The sequence below is a fragment of the Exiguobacterium sp. s146 genome (genome assembly GCF_018618415.1).
Taxonomy (GTDB): Bacteria; Bacillota; Bacilli; order Exiguobacteriales; family Exiguobacteriaceae; genus Exiguobacterium.
In genome coordinates this window covers 1,169,446-1,184,906 of the sequence record NZ_JACSMA010000001.1, presented here as the reverse complement: position 1 = coordinate 1,184,906, position 15,461 = coordinate 1,169,446, and the positions used below count along the sequence as shown (strand labels likewise).

The 15,461-nt window shown below is 44.0% G+C and carries 11 protein-coding genes, 1 other RNA gene and 3 pseudogenes; 5 read left to right on the top strand and 10 right to left on the bottom strand.

What is annotated here, in order from left to right; genetic code table 11:
• The first annotated feature begins 126 nt into the window (after positions 1-126).
• Positions 127-1,002 carry a DNA/RNA non-specific endonuclease gene (locus KNP83_RS06130; RefSeq protein ID WP_214761447.1) on the top strand — a complete coding sequence of 292 codons (876 nt, stop codon included), beginning with the start codon at positions 127-129 and terminating at the stop codon, positions 1,000-1,002.
• Between the two features lie 515 nt (positions 1,003-1,517).
• Here the strand turns inward: KNP83_RS06130 and KNP83_RS06125 are convergent.
• The 3 genes from KNP83_RS06125 to merR form a co-directional block, all read right to left on the bottom strand.
• Positions 1,518-2,840, bottom strand: coding sequence for an ISL3 family transposase (locus KNP83_RS06125; protein ID WP_214761445.1), 1,323 nt, complete (start codon positions 2,838-2,840; stop codon positions 1,518-1,520).
• A gap of 159 nt (positions 2,841-2,999) precedes the next feature.
• The gene (gene merA, locus KNP83_RS06120) at positions 3,000-4,640 is read right to left on the bottom strand and encodes a mercury(II) reductase (RefSeq protein ID WP_214761443.1); all 1,641 of its coding nucleotides are present in this window, start codon (positions 4,638-4,640) and stop codon (positions 3,000-3,002) included.
• A gap of 28 nt (positions 4,641-4,668) precedes the next feature.
• On the bottom strand, positions 4,669-5,061 hold the full coding sequence (merR, locus tag KNP83_RS06115) for a mercury resistance transcriptional regulator MerR (RefSeq protein WP_214761441.1): 393 nt from the start codon (positions 5,059-5,061) through the stop codon (positions 4,669-4,671).
• A 44-nt stretch (positions 5,062-5,105) separates the two neighbouring features.
• Between merR and KNP83_RS06110 the strand changes: the two are divergent.
• Positions 5,106-6,136 (top strand): annotated as a pseudogene (locus KNP83_RS06110) (IS3 family transposase); the annotation flags it as partial.
• Between the two features lie 54 nt (positions 6,137-6,190).
• Here the strand turns inward: KNP83_RS06110 and KNP83_RS06105 are convergent.
• The 3 genes from KNP83_RS06105 to cadC form a co-directional block, all read right to left on the bottom strand.
• A complete protein-coding gene (locus KNP83_RS06105; protein ID WP_214761437.1) occupies positions 6,191-6,859 on the bottom strand; it encodes a CadD family cadmium resistance transporter in 669 nt (222 codons plus the stop codon).
• Positions 6,860-6,975: 116 nt separating this feature from the next.
• Positions 6,976-9,147 (bottom strand): heavy metal translocating P-type ATPase, encoded by a 2,172-nt coding sequence (locus KNP83_RS06100; RefSeq protein WP_003322300.1) that lies wholly within the window; start codon positions 9,145-9,147, stop codon positions 6,976-6,978.
• A complete protein-coding gene (gene cadC, locus KNP83_RS06095; RefSeq protein ID WP_003322301.1) occupies positions 9,140-9,508 on the bottom strand; it encodes a Cd(II)-sensing metalloregulatory transcriptional repressor CadC in 369 nt (122 codons plus the stop codon). The genes KNP83_RS06100 and cadC overlap by 8 nt, the downstream gene beginning before the upstream one ends.
• A 560-nt stretch (positions 9,509-10,068) precedes the next feature.
• On the opposite strand from cadC, the pseudogene KNP83_RS15050 reads away from it, so the two are divergent.
• Positions 10,069-10,542: pseudogene (locus tag KNP83_RS15050) on the top strand (DNA/RNA non-specific endonuclease); the annotation flags it as partial.
• A gap of 87 nt (positions 10,543-10,629) precedes the next feature.
• On the opposite strand, the pseudogene KNP83_RS06090 reads toward KNP83_RS15050, so the two are convergent.
• Positions 10,630-10,881: pseudogene (locus KNP83_RS06090) on the bottom strand (transposase); the annotation flags it as partial.
• A gap of 21 nt (positions 10,882-10,902) precedes the next feature.
• On the opposite strand from KNP83_RS06090, the gene KNP83_RS06085 reads away from it, so the two are divergent.
• Positions 10,903-11,727: a tyrosine-type recombinase/integrase gene (locus KNP83_RS06085; protein WP_214761435.1), complete on the top strand. Its 825-nt coding sequence runs from the start codon at positions 10,903-10,905 to the stop codon at positions 11,725-11,727.
• Between the two features lie 66 nt (positions 11,728-11,793).
• Here the strand turns inward: KNP83_RS06085 and KNP83_RS06080 are convergent, their stop codons facing one another.
• Positions 11,794-12,960: a THUMP domain-containing class I SAM-dependent RNA methyltransferase gene (locus KNP83_RS06080; RefSeq protein WP_214761433.1), complete on the bottom strand. Its 1,167-nt coding sequence runs from the start codon at positions 12,958-12,960 to the stop codon at positions 11,794-11,796.
• 106 nt (positions 12,961-13,066) lie between these two features.
• Positions 13,067-13,434, bottom strand: an RNA gene (gene rnpB / locus KNP83_RS06075) — RNase P RNA component class B.
• A 121-nt stretch (positions 13,435-13,555) separates the two neighbouring features.
• Between rnpB and KNP83_RS06070 the strand changes: the two genes are divergently transcribed.
• The gene (locus KNP83_RS06070) at positions 13,556-13,960 is read left to right on the top strand and encodes a hypothetical protein (RefSeq protein WP_214761431.1); all 405 of its coding nucleotides are present in this window, start codon (positions 13,556-13,558) and stop codon (positions 13,958-13,960) included.
• A 39-nt stretch (positions 13,961-13,999) separates the two neighbouring features.
• Here KNP83_RS06070 and KNP83_RS06065 read toward each other — a convergent pair whose 3' ends face one another.
• Entirely contained in the window at positions 14,000-15,454 is a 1,455-nt protein-coding gene (locus tag KNP83_RS06065) for a S8 family peptidase (RefSeq protein ID WP_214761429.1), read from the bottom strand.
• Positions 15,455-15,461 lie beyond the last annotated feature (7 nt).

Here is a 15,461-nt window from a genome sequence, read left to right as displayed (position 1 = left end):
TCTGTGACAAAATCTGTCTCGTTTGTCGGAAGCACGATTAAAACCGCCTCCAATCCGTTTGCTTGTAAATGTGGGCGAAGATTCCTAGAATGGACAAGTATGCATCAAAGACATAGGAGTTTTAACATGAAAAACAATCTTACTTATCTTGCCTTCCCGCTGGCCATGCTGTTGTTGGCCGGTTGCACGAACGAGACAGAACCGAATCCCGAGTCGAAGACGGAACCTCAGGAACAGGTTACCGTTGAGACGGAGCCCCCTGACCAGACCGAAACGAACGATCACTTCACGGGCTACGACTTGATTGAAGTCGAGGGTGGAGATTTGTCAGGCGACCGCGAGCATAATGTCGTCGTCGATATCGGATACGGGGAACGCGAGTACTGGGCGTTCACGAACGAGCACGGACAACTCGTGAAAGTGCTCGCCGACGAGATCGTCTTGCAAGATGATGAGCTCGAGGACGTCACGTCTTCGGGTCGCTATTATTCAGACGAGGCGAAAGTGCCTGGTGTCGAGCATCGCGACCTCGACGAAGGGCACGTCATCGCCGATTCGCTCGGCGGCGTCTCGAACGCCTTCAACATCACTCCGCAGGACAGCACGCTCAACCGCCACGGGGACCAGGCGTACATGGAGAGCGTGATCCGGAGCGCAGGCGGCGCGACCGACTTCGAGGCCATCATCACCTATCCGGATACGGAGACGCAAATCCCTTCACACTATGAGTACACATACACTATCAAAGGAAATGTCATTACCGATTCGTTCGACAACGTGAACCCGGACGAGGTGAACGAGTCGCTCGGGCTGACCGAGAGTGCGACTGAAGCCGAGTCCGTGTCTGAAGACGGTGACGTCGCGAGCATCGATATGAATGGGAACGGCCAAGTGACGATCCAAGAAGCAAAAGATGCCGGGTTCAGCATGCCGATCTCAAGCGATCATTGGCTCTATCCTTACATGCATGACAACGATGGCGACGGGATGGTCGGAGAATAAGCTATCGGGATTACCCACAACGATATGAAAGAATCATCGACGTCACGCTCTTCCTGATCAAAGGGAGAGTTTTTTTTTTATGGCGCGTCGATATGAGATTGAATTGTCGGCCCTTCGATATTGTAAAACATAAAATCAAGCAAAAAAAGGACCATAGACGAGTGTCTACGATCCTTCGACCAATTGTTATTTTGAGTCAGCCGACTCAACAGGACGTTTCGGCGGACGATTGCCGAAAAACTGGTAGTACTGTTTATAACATTCCATCCGTTATCAATCACCATCTCTTGATATCCATACGAAGTAAAATGATTGGGTTGACACCATTAATTATCCACCTAGTCTGCAATGCAGTGTGCAATGCAATATAAATACGATTCTGTGCAATATGGTTTATATAATTTAATAAAACAAATCATTATCCTGTATTATAATAGTAACTCTATACTTAAACGATGCCTTTATACATAAACGCTAAATATCTTGGGTATTCGGATTTCATGGTGGAAAAGGGCTTATAAATCACCCTTCTCCAAATTCTTAATAAGTGTGGAAAAATCGACACCAAAGTTGTCTGTAATGTCGTGATCATTCACTTCATACCAATTGAAAGTATCGTATAACATAGCTTTATTGAAAGCACTTGAATTAAATCGTGGCTTACGCTTTTTATGGAGCTTCTCATTGAAAAGGATTTTGGCTCGTAAGGCATCAAACGAGTAACCTCTACCCATTCGCTCTACCTGCCTAATAATGCTGTTAATTGACTCCGTATAAGCATTAGTGAGCCTTTTATCAAAGTAGTTGAATATTTCGACATGCCAGTTGTCTACGGCTCTCACGAGGTCTTTATATGCGTCTTTAGAGTTGCTGGACATACAACGGTGTCTCCATTGACTATAACGAAGATGACCTTCATCTGGATCAGGAGTATCCCATATCCAGTAAAACTCTTCTTTGAGTTCATAGGCTTCTTTTAAAGCAGGAAAATTACCTAACCAAGTATCTAAGAGGAATGATTCACGTTCATTTAGATCGTGTTTACGCTTTAGAAGGATAAACCTTTCACGCATAAGGGTACGTCTTTCTTTTTGGCTCATATGGGCTTTCAAAGACTTTCTGACGTTATCTAAGGCTTGATTAGCCATTCTAACTACATGAAACTTATCTACGACAACTTTAGCGTGTGGAAGGATAGTGTTCACTGCGTCTTTGTAGGGCTTCCACATATCCATTGTGACGTACTCAATGTAAGTCCTGTCACTGATTTCTGAAAGACGTTGGATGACTGTTTCCTTGTTACGGTTAGGCTTGATGTCATAAATAGTCCTGCGTTCAATATTAGTCAATACAAGCCGAGGTCTACGGATAATATGTATCTCGTCTATCCCAAGCCACTTAGGAGTTTCAAACTGGTATTCACGTTCTTTGAGTGCCACATAGTCCTTAAAAACGTTCCTAATGGTTTTCTCGTCAACACCAACGCTTTCTGCGACTTCTACAAAGGTCTTAGACATGGATTGCTCTTGAATGGACTTTAAAAGCTTTTTGGTCATACTACGCTTTTCATCTACAGATATTAGGCGTTCCCAGAAGGTAGATCCGCATTCACGACACTTGTATCGTCTACGGTTCAATTGTAAGCCCACTCGCTTTAAACGAATGGGCAAATCCATAATTAGTTGATTTCTTGAACTGTGTTTGTACAACTTGTCAAAACCACATTCAGGACAACGTTCAGGTGGTCCGACTGCTTCAACTTTAAACATCATATCGGTTTCATTTTCTTGTGGCGGTTCTATTGTTTTAATGTCTGGTAGGGATAATAAGTCTGACATATTATTCATCCTTTATTACTCTGCGGTGTTAAGGTATCAAATATAGATTTGATGTCGAAATCATCAGTGTTAAATTATTTTTGTGACCACAAATGCACTTAGAAAATCCCTTAAAGCATTAGCTGGTTCACTTGAATAGGGAGTTGTAAAAAAGTTCCCTTAGCCTGCACAACAAGATAATTTCGAAATATCTTTATCGAACGTAAGTGCAGCTAATTTTAGCCCTTCAGCCATTGTTAAATATGGTGCTAGGGTTTCTGTTAAATCTTCTATCGTTAAGCCAAATTTAACAGCTAATGATGCTGCATAGATGACATCTCCTGCATTCTCAGATACAATATGAACCCCTAATACTTTTAGTGTTTCTGCATCTGCTACTAGTTTAAATACACCGGTTGTTTCACGGTTTACAATTGCTCTTGGAACAGCATCTAAAGGTAATACAGATGTCTTCACATCATACCCTTTCTCTTTTGCTTGTTCTTCTGTTAAACCAACCGTTGCAACCGTCGGATTCGTAAACGTAACAGCAGGAACTACCGATAAATCTATTTTTTTGTTTAATCCACCAATAGCATTATCAGTAATAATTCCACCTTCATAGGCTGCTACATATACAAATTGTGGTCCTAAAGTCACATCTCCTGCTGCATAAATCTTTTCATTACTTGTTTGACCAAAATCATTGATCAGGATTTCATTATTTTTTCCAGTTTCAACACCTGCTGCACTTAAATTTAAAGAATCCGTATTTGGTTTTCTTCCAGTGGCAACAAGTAACTGATCTGATTCAATGACTTCTCTACTGCCATTTACTGTTACGTAAACCCTTTTTATCTCTCCACTTTGTTCAACACGCTCAAAAGTTGCCCCTTTGACAAGGTTTATACCCTGTTCAATTAACGCTTTTTCAACTGACTCTGAAATCTCAGGATCATACTCCTTTAAAAGTCGCTCACTTCTTTGCATAAGCGTTATTTCTGAACCTAAATGATGAAATAGTTGTCCAAGCTCCATTCCAATGTATCCTGAACCAATTACAGTTAATCGTTTTGGTATTTTTTTTAACTCAAGAAGTGTTGTACTAGTTAAATAGTCCATTTTTTCAAGTCCTGAAATTTGGGGCAACGAAGGCGATGCACCTGTTGCAATTAAAAAGCGTTTTGCAGATAACTTTGCCCCATTGACCTCAACCGTACTAGCATCAACGAATTTTGCTTCACCTTTAATTAAATCAAAATTATATTCATCAATTAAATCCATATATTTTTGATTCCGAAGTTCGCTCACCAATTTATCCTTTTGCGTGATTAAACTAGCTAAATCCACTTCTCCAGCGGATGTTTGTAAACCTATAAACGGATTGTCTTTTGATAAATGATTGATTTCCCCTGCCCTAAGAAGAGTTTTTGACGGAACACAGCCAATATTCACACAGGTTCCCCCAACCGTTCCACGCTCAATCATTCCAACTTTTGCACCGTATTCTATAGCTTTAACTGCCGAAGAAAAGGCAGCAGCACCAGAACCAATAATAAGAAGGTCATAATTGTCTTCATTAATTAACGCCACGTTTTCTAGTGATGATACTTCTTCAATTTCTCCGGCTTGGTAATTTGCTTCATCAATCGCCTTTATTGCACTTTCAACCTCAATATCATCGGGCAGTTCAAATACTGCTTCACCACGACGATAACTAGACTCAATATTTTTAGCACCTATCTTTTCAAGTGCTGATTCTACGTGTTTTTCACAACCCGTACAAGTCATTCCTGAAATGTTTACCTTAAATTTATTCATAAAAAAGCTCCTTTCGTTAATTAATCTCTCATGTTAATGTTTCTATTATTGGACACAAATGTAATTGCTTTTCATCTGGACATCGTTGTTTTAAGTCGTCTAACATAGTTTCAATTCGTTTTAAATCCTCTATTTGTTTTTGCACTTCCTTTTGTTTTTTAGAAACAAATTCGAACATATCTTGACAACGAACTTCATCTTTATCTACAACACCAAGTAATTTATAAATCTCGCTTAAAGAAAAACCAAGTTCCTGTATTCGTTTAATAAACCCAACACGCTTAACGTCATCATATGAATATATCCGATAACCAGCTTCCGTTCGGTGAGGTTCTTGTAATAAATTTTTTCGCTCGTAATATCTGATCGTTTCTTTATTAACTCCACATTTATCTGCAAACTCACTAATTCGATAAATCATCTTATTTCACCCCATGAATATTATAAACCGTGTACCATAGTACACGGTCAAGTAAAGAAGAGGAACTGACCAACGAGGAGAAGCTCGAACGTCGCATTCAACAGATCGAGCGGGAGAACGAGCGCCTTCGTGCCGAGAACCTGTTCCTAAAAAAGTTGGAGGAAATCGAGAGGAGAGGTTGATCAGCCAGATCAGGCTACAATTGCGATACATGGTCATCGAGGAAATGTCGACGACCGACACGTTCCCGGTCGTGCTCCTGTGCGAGATCGCGCAGGTCTCACGGGCCGCCTACTATAAATGGTTGAAGCGTACCGTCTCGGTACGCGAAGAAGAGAACTTGAGCCTATTGGAAGACATCCGCCTCCTTTACGACCAGGTGAACGGGACCTACGGTTATCGACGGATCACCATGACGGTCAATCGCAGACGACGCCAGCATGACCTGCCGGCATACAATGAGAAGCGCATCTATCGTCTCATGCGTATCCATGAGATCCGTTCGGTCATCCGCCAGAAGCGAAAACGGCACAAAAAGTCGTCACCACAACATGTGGCAGAGAACGTATTAAACCGTGAATTCACAGTTAAAAAGCCGAATGAGAAATGGGTAACGGATGTGACAGAATTTAAATATGGCCTATCTAAGAAGGCCTATCTCAGTGTGATTCGTGATCTTTATGACGGATCCATTATTAGCTATGTGCTGGGACACTCTAATAATAATCAACTGGTATTTAAAACGCTTGACCAGGCAATCGTACGATTGCATCAAGAACACCCACTGATTCATAGTGATCGTGGATTCCAATACACCTCTAAGGCGTTCAAGCGTAAATTAGAGGCGGCAGGAATGACTCAAAGTATGTCACGGGTTGGTCGCTGTATTGATAATGGACCAATGGAATCTTTTTTCGGCACGTTAAAATGTGAAAAGTATTATTTACATAAGTATCAGACCTTTGAAGAACTTAACATTGCCATAAATGAGTACATCTATTTTTATAATCACGAAAGATACCAAAAACGATTAAACGGCCTCAGCCCTAAAGAATATAGAGCGAAAGCCGCTTAAATCACTTTTATTATTTCCACTGTCTACTTGACGGGGGGCGGTTCAGATTATTTTTTAATAATTTATTAAACTCAAAAGGGCACTGAAAGTTTCGTTCTCCACTATGATATAGATTCCTAAACCAATAAAGACAATGGGTATAATCCATCTACCGTAATTCTCTAAGGTTTCAGAGACATGTTTAAAAGCTGCCAAACGATATCCAATAAAACACCAAATCGCAACCATAATAAAGAAAGTAATAACCGTTACTGCTAGTTGGTTCATGGTTAAAGTAGAGAAGAAAGGAACATATATTCCAATGTTATCTCCGCCATTAGCAAATGTTATAAATGCTACACTTAAAAAGACATTATTATACTTTCCAGAATTTAAACTTGAAAGAATTGCATTTTCATCCTCATCTTCTCCCTTTATAAACAACATAATCCCTAAATAGATTGGGATTAGTCCAAGTAATCCTACCCATTTCTCTGGAATTAACATAACTCCAAAAGTTCCTAAGAGACTAACTACTACTAACAAGGTAAAACCTAGATATTGTCCAATAATTATATCCTTAGGGGTTATATGCTTATTCTCTGTCTGGTTACCTTTTAAACCTTCACTCGTTTTCACCTGTGCTTTTGCCTGTGAAAATAGCAGCATCAAAACAAAAATATCATCAATATTGGTAACTATAAATGCCCCTATTGCAGAAATAACGTTCAAAATTAAAGTCAATTACATCAACTCACTAACTGATTTTTTATTATATTTAGAAGTTATACTCATAATGAGTCCTTTTTAAAAAAGGAATTTCCATCTGTCTGGAAGAGCCCTTTTTAGCACTTTTTCCTTTATTCTTTCACTCTCATTAGTCGCAAACCATTTAGAGCTACTAGAAGGGTTGCGCCCATATCGGAAAGAATGGCAATCCAAAGCGTTAACCAACCTGGGATAACCAATAGTAAGGCAATAAATTTAATAGCAATTGCAAAAGTAATGTTAGCTTTGATGATATTAAGAGTTTTCCGGCTAAGTTTTACAGTGAATGGAAGTTTTCTTAAATCGTCTCCCATTAGAGCGACGTCTGCAGTTTCTAAGGCTGTGTCTGTACCAGCTCCACCCATTGCAATCCCAACGGTAGAAGCTGCTAACGCAGGGGCATCATTGACCCCATCTCCTACCATTGCTACGTTGCCATACTCGGATCTCAACTGTTTAATAAAGTCTAATTTGTCCTGTGGCATTAATTCTGCCTCTATATCAGATACTCCAACCTGCCCTCCGATAGCATTCGCAGTGCCTTTGTTATCACCAGTAAGCATAATTGTTTTTTTGATTCCAAGTTGATGTAACTTTTGAAGAATTTCCTTACTTGACTCACGAACTTCATCAGCAACTGCAATAACTGCAAGTATTTCTTTTTCGGTTCCAATAATCATGGCTGTCTTACCTTGATTTTGAAGAGTAGTAACATTTTGCTCTAAGTCTTTATCGAAATCATTAGTCAATAATTCCTTAAAGAGTTTCGGGCTACCGATGTAATAAGTCGTCCCGTTTACGATACCCTTTATACCCTTTCCTGTGATAGAAGAGAAATCCTCTACCTGTACGTCAGAATAAGTAATGTTTTCTTCTTCTGCTTTTTTCATGATGGCTGAAGCAAGAGGATGCTGAGAACGATACTCCAATGCAGTAATAATGGATAGTAATTCTTTTTCATTTATCTGTTTGTTCAACACATTATAATCAGTTACAGCTGGGACCCCTTTTGTTAATGTTCCTGTTTTATCGAATGCAATAGCCTTTAAGGCGCCCATTTCTTCTAAATACACTCCGCCTTTTACAAGGACCCCTTTTTTCGCAGCATTTCCAATCGCTGAAACAATAGAAATAGGAGTCGATATAACCAACGCACAAGGACAACCAACAACAAGAACAGCTAATCCTTGATAAATCCATGTTTCCCAACTGCCATCAAAGAATAATGGAGGGACTATAGCAACTAATGCTGCAATGATCATAATAATCGGTGTGTAATATTTTGCGAATTTATCAACAAATGCTTGCGAAGGAGCACGTTCCCCTTGTGCTTCCTCTACAAGATGAATAATTTTAGAAATTGTTGTATCTTCTACAAGTTTCGTTATTTCTACTTCAAGTAATCCTTCTTCATTTAAGGTACCTGCAAATACTTCATTATCAACCGTTTTCTCGACAGGGACTGATTCACCTGTAATAGCTGCTTGGTTAACGGCAGAGTACCCACTTACAACTACACCATCCATCGCAATCTTTTGACCAGGTTTTACAATCATGATATCCCCAACAGCAATATCATCAACATGAATCATTATTTCTTGTCCATTACGTCTAACAAGTGCCTCTTTAGGAGCGATATCCATTAATGAACGAATCGATTGTCTTGCTCTATCCATAGAGAATCGCTCAAGTGCTTCACTGATTGCAAAGAGAATAACAACAATGGCAACTTCTGCCCATTCTCCAATAATAGCACCACCTATAACAGCCACTGTCATAAGGGTTTTCATATCAAATTCAAAACGTAGTAAGTTTTGCAAACCAACTTTAAAAAGTGATAATCCTCCGATAAACATGGATGCTAAAAACAATAAGGTAGTAACAATGTTCTCTTCTCCATTCACATACGAGGAAAGATAACCAAAGGCAATCAATAAGGAAGCATAAAGTAGAGTACTATGCTTTTTATAAAACGGCACTTTATCTTCTTTCGTATCTTCTTTTACCTCTTGTGATGCTTGGCGAGCAGATTTTTCAGGTGTCACTTTGAGATTCTCAAATGCACCTGCTTTTTCTAGTTCTTCTATCGTTGCATTACCATAAACAGCAATTTTAGATGCACCAAAATTTACTTTTGCATCCTCAACTCCAGATAGCTGTTTTACATTTTTTTCGAATTTACCCGCGCAGTTTGCGCAAGTAAAACCTTGTACACGATAGGCCTTCATTTCTTGTTCAGATGTTATTGCCTTTTGATCAGACATTGACATTCACTTCTTTCTTATGTTCTAGTACAATCATCATTATTTGTCTAATATGTTCATCGTCTAACGAATAAAACGCTAGTTTTCCTTCTTTTCTATATCTTACAATCCCCTGCTTATGAAGGGTCCTTAAATGATGAGAAGCATTTGCCACCGTAATACCAATAATATTTGCTATATCACACACACATAACTCTTCATCTTGACACAAAGCATAGGTAATCTTTGCCCTATTTTCATCCGCAATTGCTTTTAACATTTGGGCAACACTAACAATATCGATTGTTTTTAAATCACCTTGTATTCGATTGACCTTTTCCTCGTCATAACAAAAAATTTCACAAGTATCTTTCTTATTCACATTATCACCCCATTGATATTCAAGTGTTCACTTGAATATAGTATATACCTTTCCTTGGTCAATATTCAAGTGAATATTTGAATGAAAAACATAAAATGATTTTTCTAATAGTAATTCCCGTTAACGAACGTTAGAAAGACATATTTGTTTATCTTTTCACAAAAAATGAAAAGGGCTTTAAATAGTCCTTTTCATTTTGTCTTAATTGTCCATTAACTCATCTTTTTATCAATGTTCGTTTTTTATATTTGATGAGTAAGCAAACGAACAGAGGTCCTTAATGATGAAATTGGATATACACGAGTCTCAAACAACTTGGATTCACAGTCAGATAAATAAAAGAATTGGTAATACTGAAACTATTCATTCAAAGAGAAAGGAAATGAATTTCACTTACTCAGCCGCACCTCAAGCTATACCTTTATTTTCCTGATGTTCCCAATAGAGCAGTTCCTCTACAGTAGAGAACACAGAAAAAATACTTACGACAGAGGAAAAACATCAAGACGTCCGAGCCGGGCACCACGGAATCAAGTGCGGCGACTATTACAGAAGGACCTGTCGATATCAAATATGGGGATTGCGAGTATTGTGCGTCCACGAATGAGCATTGTAAATTGATCCGTGTCACGTCAGACGGTCGTTAAGGTTTCAGGCGTCGAATACAGTAAGCTCGACAGGTGACATGTTATCCGTAAGGACGGCGGCGCGATTGACTTTAAAATGATCATCACATATCTAGATACGAAAACTTATATTACATCACATTACCAATACACATATACGGTCAAAAGAAATGTGGTTACCGACTCGTTCGACAAGGTCAATCCGGACGAGTTGAACGAGGCACTCACAGAAAGTGAGTTAGAATCCCCAGCCACGAACGAGCCTGCTGGTGATGAGATACGAATGGAGACGGTCAGGTGACGATTCAATAGGCGAAAGACGCCGGTTTCACGATGCCGATAATGAGCGACCATTGGCTTTATCCTTATATGCGTGATAACGACAATGACGGGATGGTCGGGGAATGATTTCAACCCAAAAATTAAAACAATGATGATTGTAAAAAAGACATTCTCCATTTTTTAAGAGAATGTCTTTTTATATTCTTCCGTTTGTCAATTTAAGCTAGACAGATCGACTCCATTCAGGTGACTCAAAAATGCCTCCAACGGTGTGCGGTAATTCAATGACTTTCTTGGGATGTTATTCCGCTTGTCGGCCACCGACGAAATGAATGTTTGATCCACCTGGTTGAAGTCCATTTCCTTTGCCAAGCCGTCTTTCCGCAGGAGCCCGTTGGAATTTTCATTCAAGGCGCGCTGAGAAGGCGTGCCGGGATCCGCAAAGTAAATCGAGACGTCGTGCCGGGTTGGTTCAAGCGCCTGAACATGGACAACGTGAAACCGCAGCACTGCCTACGTTTACTCCGTGAATACCTCGACTCTGGCTTACAGCCGAACACCGTCAACATTCGCCGGAGCGTCTATGTCGGCTTCTTCTCCTGGGCGCGCCGTCTGGGCTATTATAAAGGTGACAACCCGATAGCTGCCGTCGAGAAACTGTCGGAGGGCTTGAAAGAATACAAGACGCTCACGCCTGATGAGCTGAGACGTTACCTCGAGACGGCGGATGAGACGATGGCGAATGGTTATCGTACAGCGGTCCACCTGATCGCCTATACCGGCATGCGTGCCCGCGAGGCGACGTCCCTCCGTTGGTCCGACATCGACTTCGACCGGAAACAGATCACGATTGCCCGTACCGCCATCGAGACGAAGGGCGGCTATTCGTTCGAGCAGACCAAAGGGAAAAAGGTGCGGGTCGTCACCATCCCCGACCAGTTGATCCGCTTCCTCGAGAAGTCGCGGCTTCGTCAGAAGTATGACATGGTCAAGTTCGGATGGCGCAACGACGAGGACCTTGTCTGCCTCGGCATCAAGGGCGCCTATGTCTGGTATTCCGGATTGCGACGACGCCATACCCTGACCGTCAAAACGGCCGAGATTCCTGAGATCACGATGCGTGAGTTACGACATACCCATGCGACGCTGCTCATCAAGGCCGGTGTCCATGCGAAGGTCATCCAAGAACGTCTGGGGCATGCCGATGCCAAGACGACGATGGATATCTACGCTCACGTATTGCACACTACTCAGGGAGATACGGCCGAGCTCTTCTCCACCATGATCGAGGACGTAAAAAAACCGCTCTAGGGAGCGGTTTTCGTGTGTCTGCGGCAGAAAAAAATAAAAAGTGTGCGATTAGTGTGCAATGGGTGATTACTTACCCTCTACAAACGTCTCTGTTGAGCGTCTTTTTGGACGTAAACCATAATACTGGTAGTATTGCGTCTCGATATTCCCGTTGTACAGCTTACGACGTTTCGTCGCTGGACGGCCGTACGCTTTCTCGAAGTCCTCATAACTCGTCAACATATAGACGCTATAGCCAGGATACTTGGCGAACTGTTGGCCAATCCGCTCGTACAGGTCGATAATCTCTTCTTCGGTCTGCAACCGTTCGCCGTATGGCGGGTTGCCGATGATGACGCCGTACTCTTCTTTCGGCTTCAAGGCAGCCGCGTCACTGTGAACGAACGTGATGGCGTCACGGACGTCGGCGAGCTCGGCGTTATCCTTGGCGAGCTTGACCATGCGTGGGTCGAGGTCGATGCCGTGGATTTTGAGCGGTTTGTCCCACTCCGCTTTCTCGTTCGCTTCATTGATGGCATCATACCAGGCTTTCTTCGGTACACACGGCCAGTCTTGTGAGCAGAACTCACGGTTGAGACCAGGCGCGATGTTACGACCGATGAGCGCCGCCTCGATGGCGAGCGTCCCTGAACCGGTGAAGACGTCGTAGAACGGCATGTCCGGCTTCCAGTTCGTCAGCTGAATCATCGCCGCAGCCATCGTCTCTTTGAGCGGGGCCTGTGAATGGAGCTCGCGGTAACCACGACGGTGAAGCGCGTCACCTGACGTGTCGATCGTGATCGTCGCCACGTCTTTCAACAAGGCGACTTCAATCGGATAGTAGGCGCCCGTTTTCGGGAGCCATTCGCCCGGCTTGTTATAGCCACGTTGCATCGCGTCGACAATCGCTTTCTCCGTGATTTTCTGACAGTCGCGGATCGAGAACAACTTCGACTTGACCGAGCGGCCGTCGACGATGAAACGGGCGTCCCACGGCATGAGATCCGTCCAAGGCAGTTCGACGACACCGTCGAACAGTTCTGTGAACGTCGTCGCCTTGAATTCGGCGACGACGAGCTTGACGCGGTCTGCCGTCCGGAGCCACAGGTTCAATCGTGGAATGTCTTCCATTTCTGCGTCGATATAGACGCGTCCGTTCTCGACCTCACACGTGTAGCCGAGGTCGCGCACTTCTTTGGCGACGAGCGCTTCGATGCCCATCGCTGCGGTGGCAATCAGTTTTCGTTTTGCCATAGTATCCCTACTTTCTATAAGTGTTACTCCTAAAATGGTCATGTAAAAAGGAGCTCAAGTAGGATTGCTTGAACTCCTGGTCAATGTTAAATGAGAGACTATGCTGCCCTGTAAGCCATGTTCTGTACTCCGGTGCTCATAACGGTCTCCCTGGCACGATGGAGTGACAATCATCTATCTGCGCCGATTGGCGCCTTCCGTCACGTTCGGTTCCGGTCAGGAAGTTCCCCTACCATAGTTTGGGTTTCTCGCTCGTGGGGTTTACCTCGTTCCACTCTGAACGTTTCCGATCAGACTCCGTCACTGTGGCACTTTCAAGAAGCTTGCACCATATCCGAGGACTTAGGTGCTTCTTCTGCCGTCAACTTGCGTTGCCTACACTTATCTTTTCGTGTAGCACGATCACTACAGCCATCACAGGCTGTGCGAGCATGGACTTTCCTCAAGACTTGCGTCCCGCGATTGCCCAGACCTCATAGTCACTTTACCCATTGTAGCGGATAACCCGTGAAATGACAACCGAGAACCTGAACTTGATTTTCAACGGCGTCAGCGCTAAAATAAGGCGTGTTCCATTGAACAAGGAGGGATTTTGATGCGTCAAGATGCAAAAAAAGGTTGGATTCAACGACTGACCTATGTGATTGAAATCGATGACATTAAAGCGCTCCACCCGAACAACGGCGTGTTCGCCTTCTACCGGAATAATCGACTCGTTCGAGGATTCGAGCCGTTTGACATTAAAGCACCGAATGAACTGTCCAAACGTCCGTATCACTTCGACCATCATAACTTGGCCCACTTACAGGAACGTTTTCCTGAATCGATTCCGACGTTCGACGCGTCGACTCAGACACGTCGTTCATGGAGCGAGGATGTCCGCGTCGGTCTCTGTGAGATTATCGTCGACGGGAAACTGAGTTTTGAACATATCGACGACAACGGCAACGTTTTAGAAGCAAACATTCGTTGGAGCGGTGAAGCCATCACGAAAGCATAAATCAACACCCGGAGCCATGCGTTGGCTCCGGGTGTTTTTTCATGTCGATTCCGCCGAACTGTCCGTCTCGGCTTGGACCGGTTGTGGCGCATACTTGACCGTCACCACTTTTTCCGAGACGTCGGTCGGTTTCAAGACGACCGTGTAAACGGCGCCCGTGTCGCTCCGGACTGGGAACTTGCCTGGTACATGAAGCGCCTCATAGACGACTTTTTTGTTCGCATCGAGCACGGTGACGACCCCTTTTCGCGTCGTCGCTAATTCAAACGTGCCCCCGTCGGACGCTTTGACCGCGACCGCAGGCTTGACGGGATTCACATACTTGAAGGACCGACTGGCCGTACGTTTATGTTTACCATCCGTGACGACGGCTTGGAGTTTATACGAGCCGCTCGGTAGCCAATCGCCACCGGCGTACATCGTGAACATGGAATTCCCTGCCGAGAGCGTCTTCACTTTGCGTGTACCTTGATATAAGGCGTATGTCGTCTTCACATTCGATTTTTTCATGACCGTCAGTTTAGCTTCTTTGACGTAACGGCTCTTGAGCGTCGACGGCACCGAGAGCGTCACGGGACGCGGTGTCGCATCGAGGAGCCGCTTCGTATTCAACTCCGTGTACGTCTTGCCACTCGTCCGTGGCATCTTTTGCAGCAACGCGTCCACATCGGCTGGTGTCAAGAACGGATTGACCGACTTGACGAGTGCGAGACCCGACGATACCATCGGCGCGGCCATCGATGTCCCGTCCATATAGACGAACCCGTTGTTCAGACCGAGCGACAAGATGTTCACCCCAGGTGCGACGATTTTGACTTGCGCAGCCATATTGCTGAAGCCGGCGACGCGACGGTTGGCGTCAATCGCCCCGACGGCGATGACTTCCTTCATATTGGCCGGGAACGAGACGGTCTTCTCGCCATCGTTTCCGGCCGAGGCGACGATGATGACGCCTTTGGTCCGGGCCCGGCGAATCGAATCGGCGAGGACTTGATCATAATCTTGGCCACCGAGCGACAGGTTGATGATGTTCGCCCCTTTCGCCACAGCCGTATCGACCGCTTTGGCGACGGTCCACGAATCCGTGAATTCCGAATTCTTCCCGTAAAAGACGTTATAAAAATGATAGCGTACGTTCGGAGCTAGTCCAGCCATCCCGAACTTGTTGTGACGGCCCGACATGATGCCAGCCGTATGTGTCCCATGATAGTCGACGCTGTAAGGGCCTTTCATCGAATTGACGACGCGTGGGACGTTATAGAGTTCCTTGTGACGCCGGTCGGCCGACGAGTCGATTAAAGCGATCACGATGTCTGACGCACCGCGCGTCGTGTTCCACGCCAAATCAGTGCCCGTTTGCTTGATATAATATTGGTTCCCGACCCTCGGCTCGGCCACGACGTAACCATGCTTCTCCAATACGACCGGCTTCGCCGCGTCCACTGACGTCGGCACGAGCAGCGCGAGCGCCGCCACAAGCATCATTTTTTTCATCGCCTAC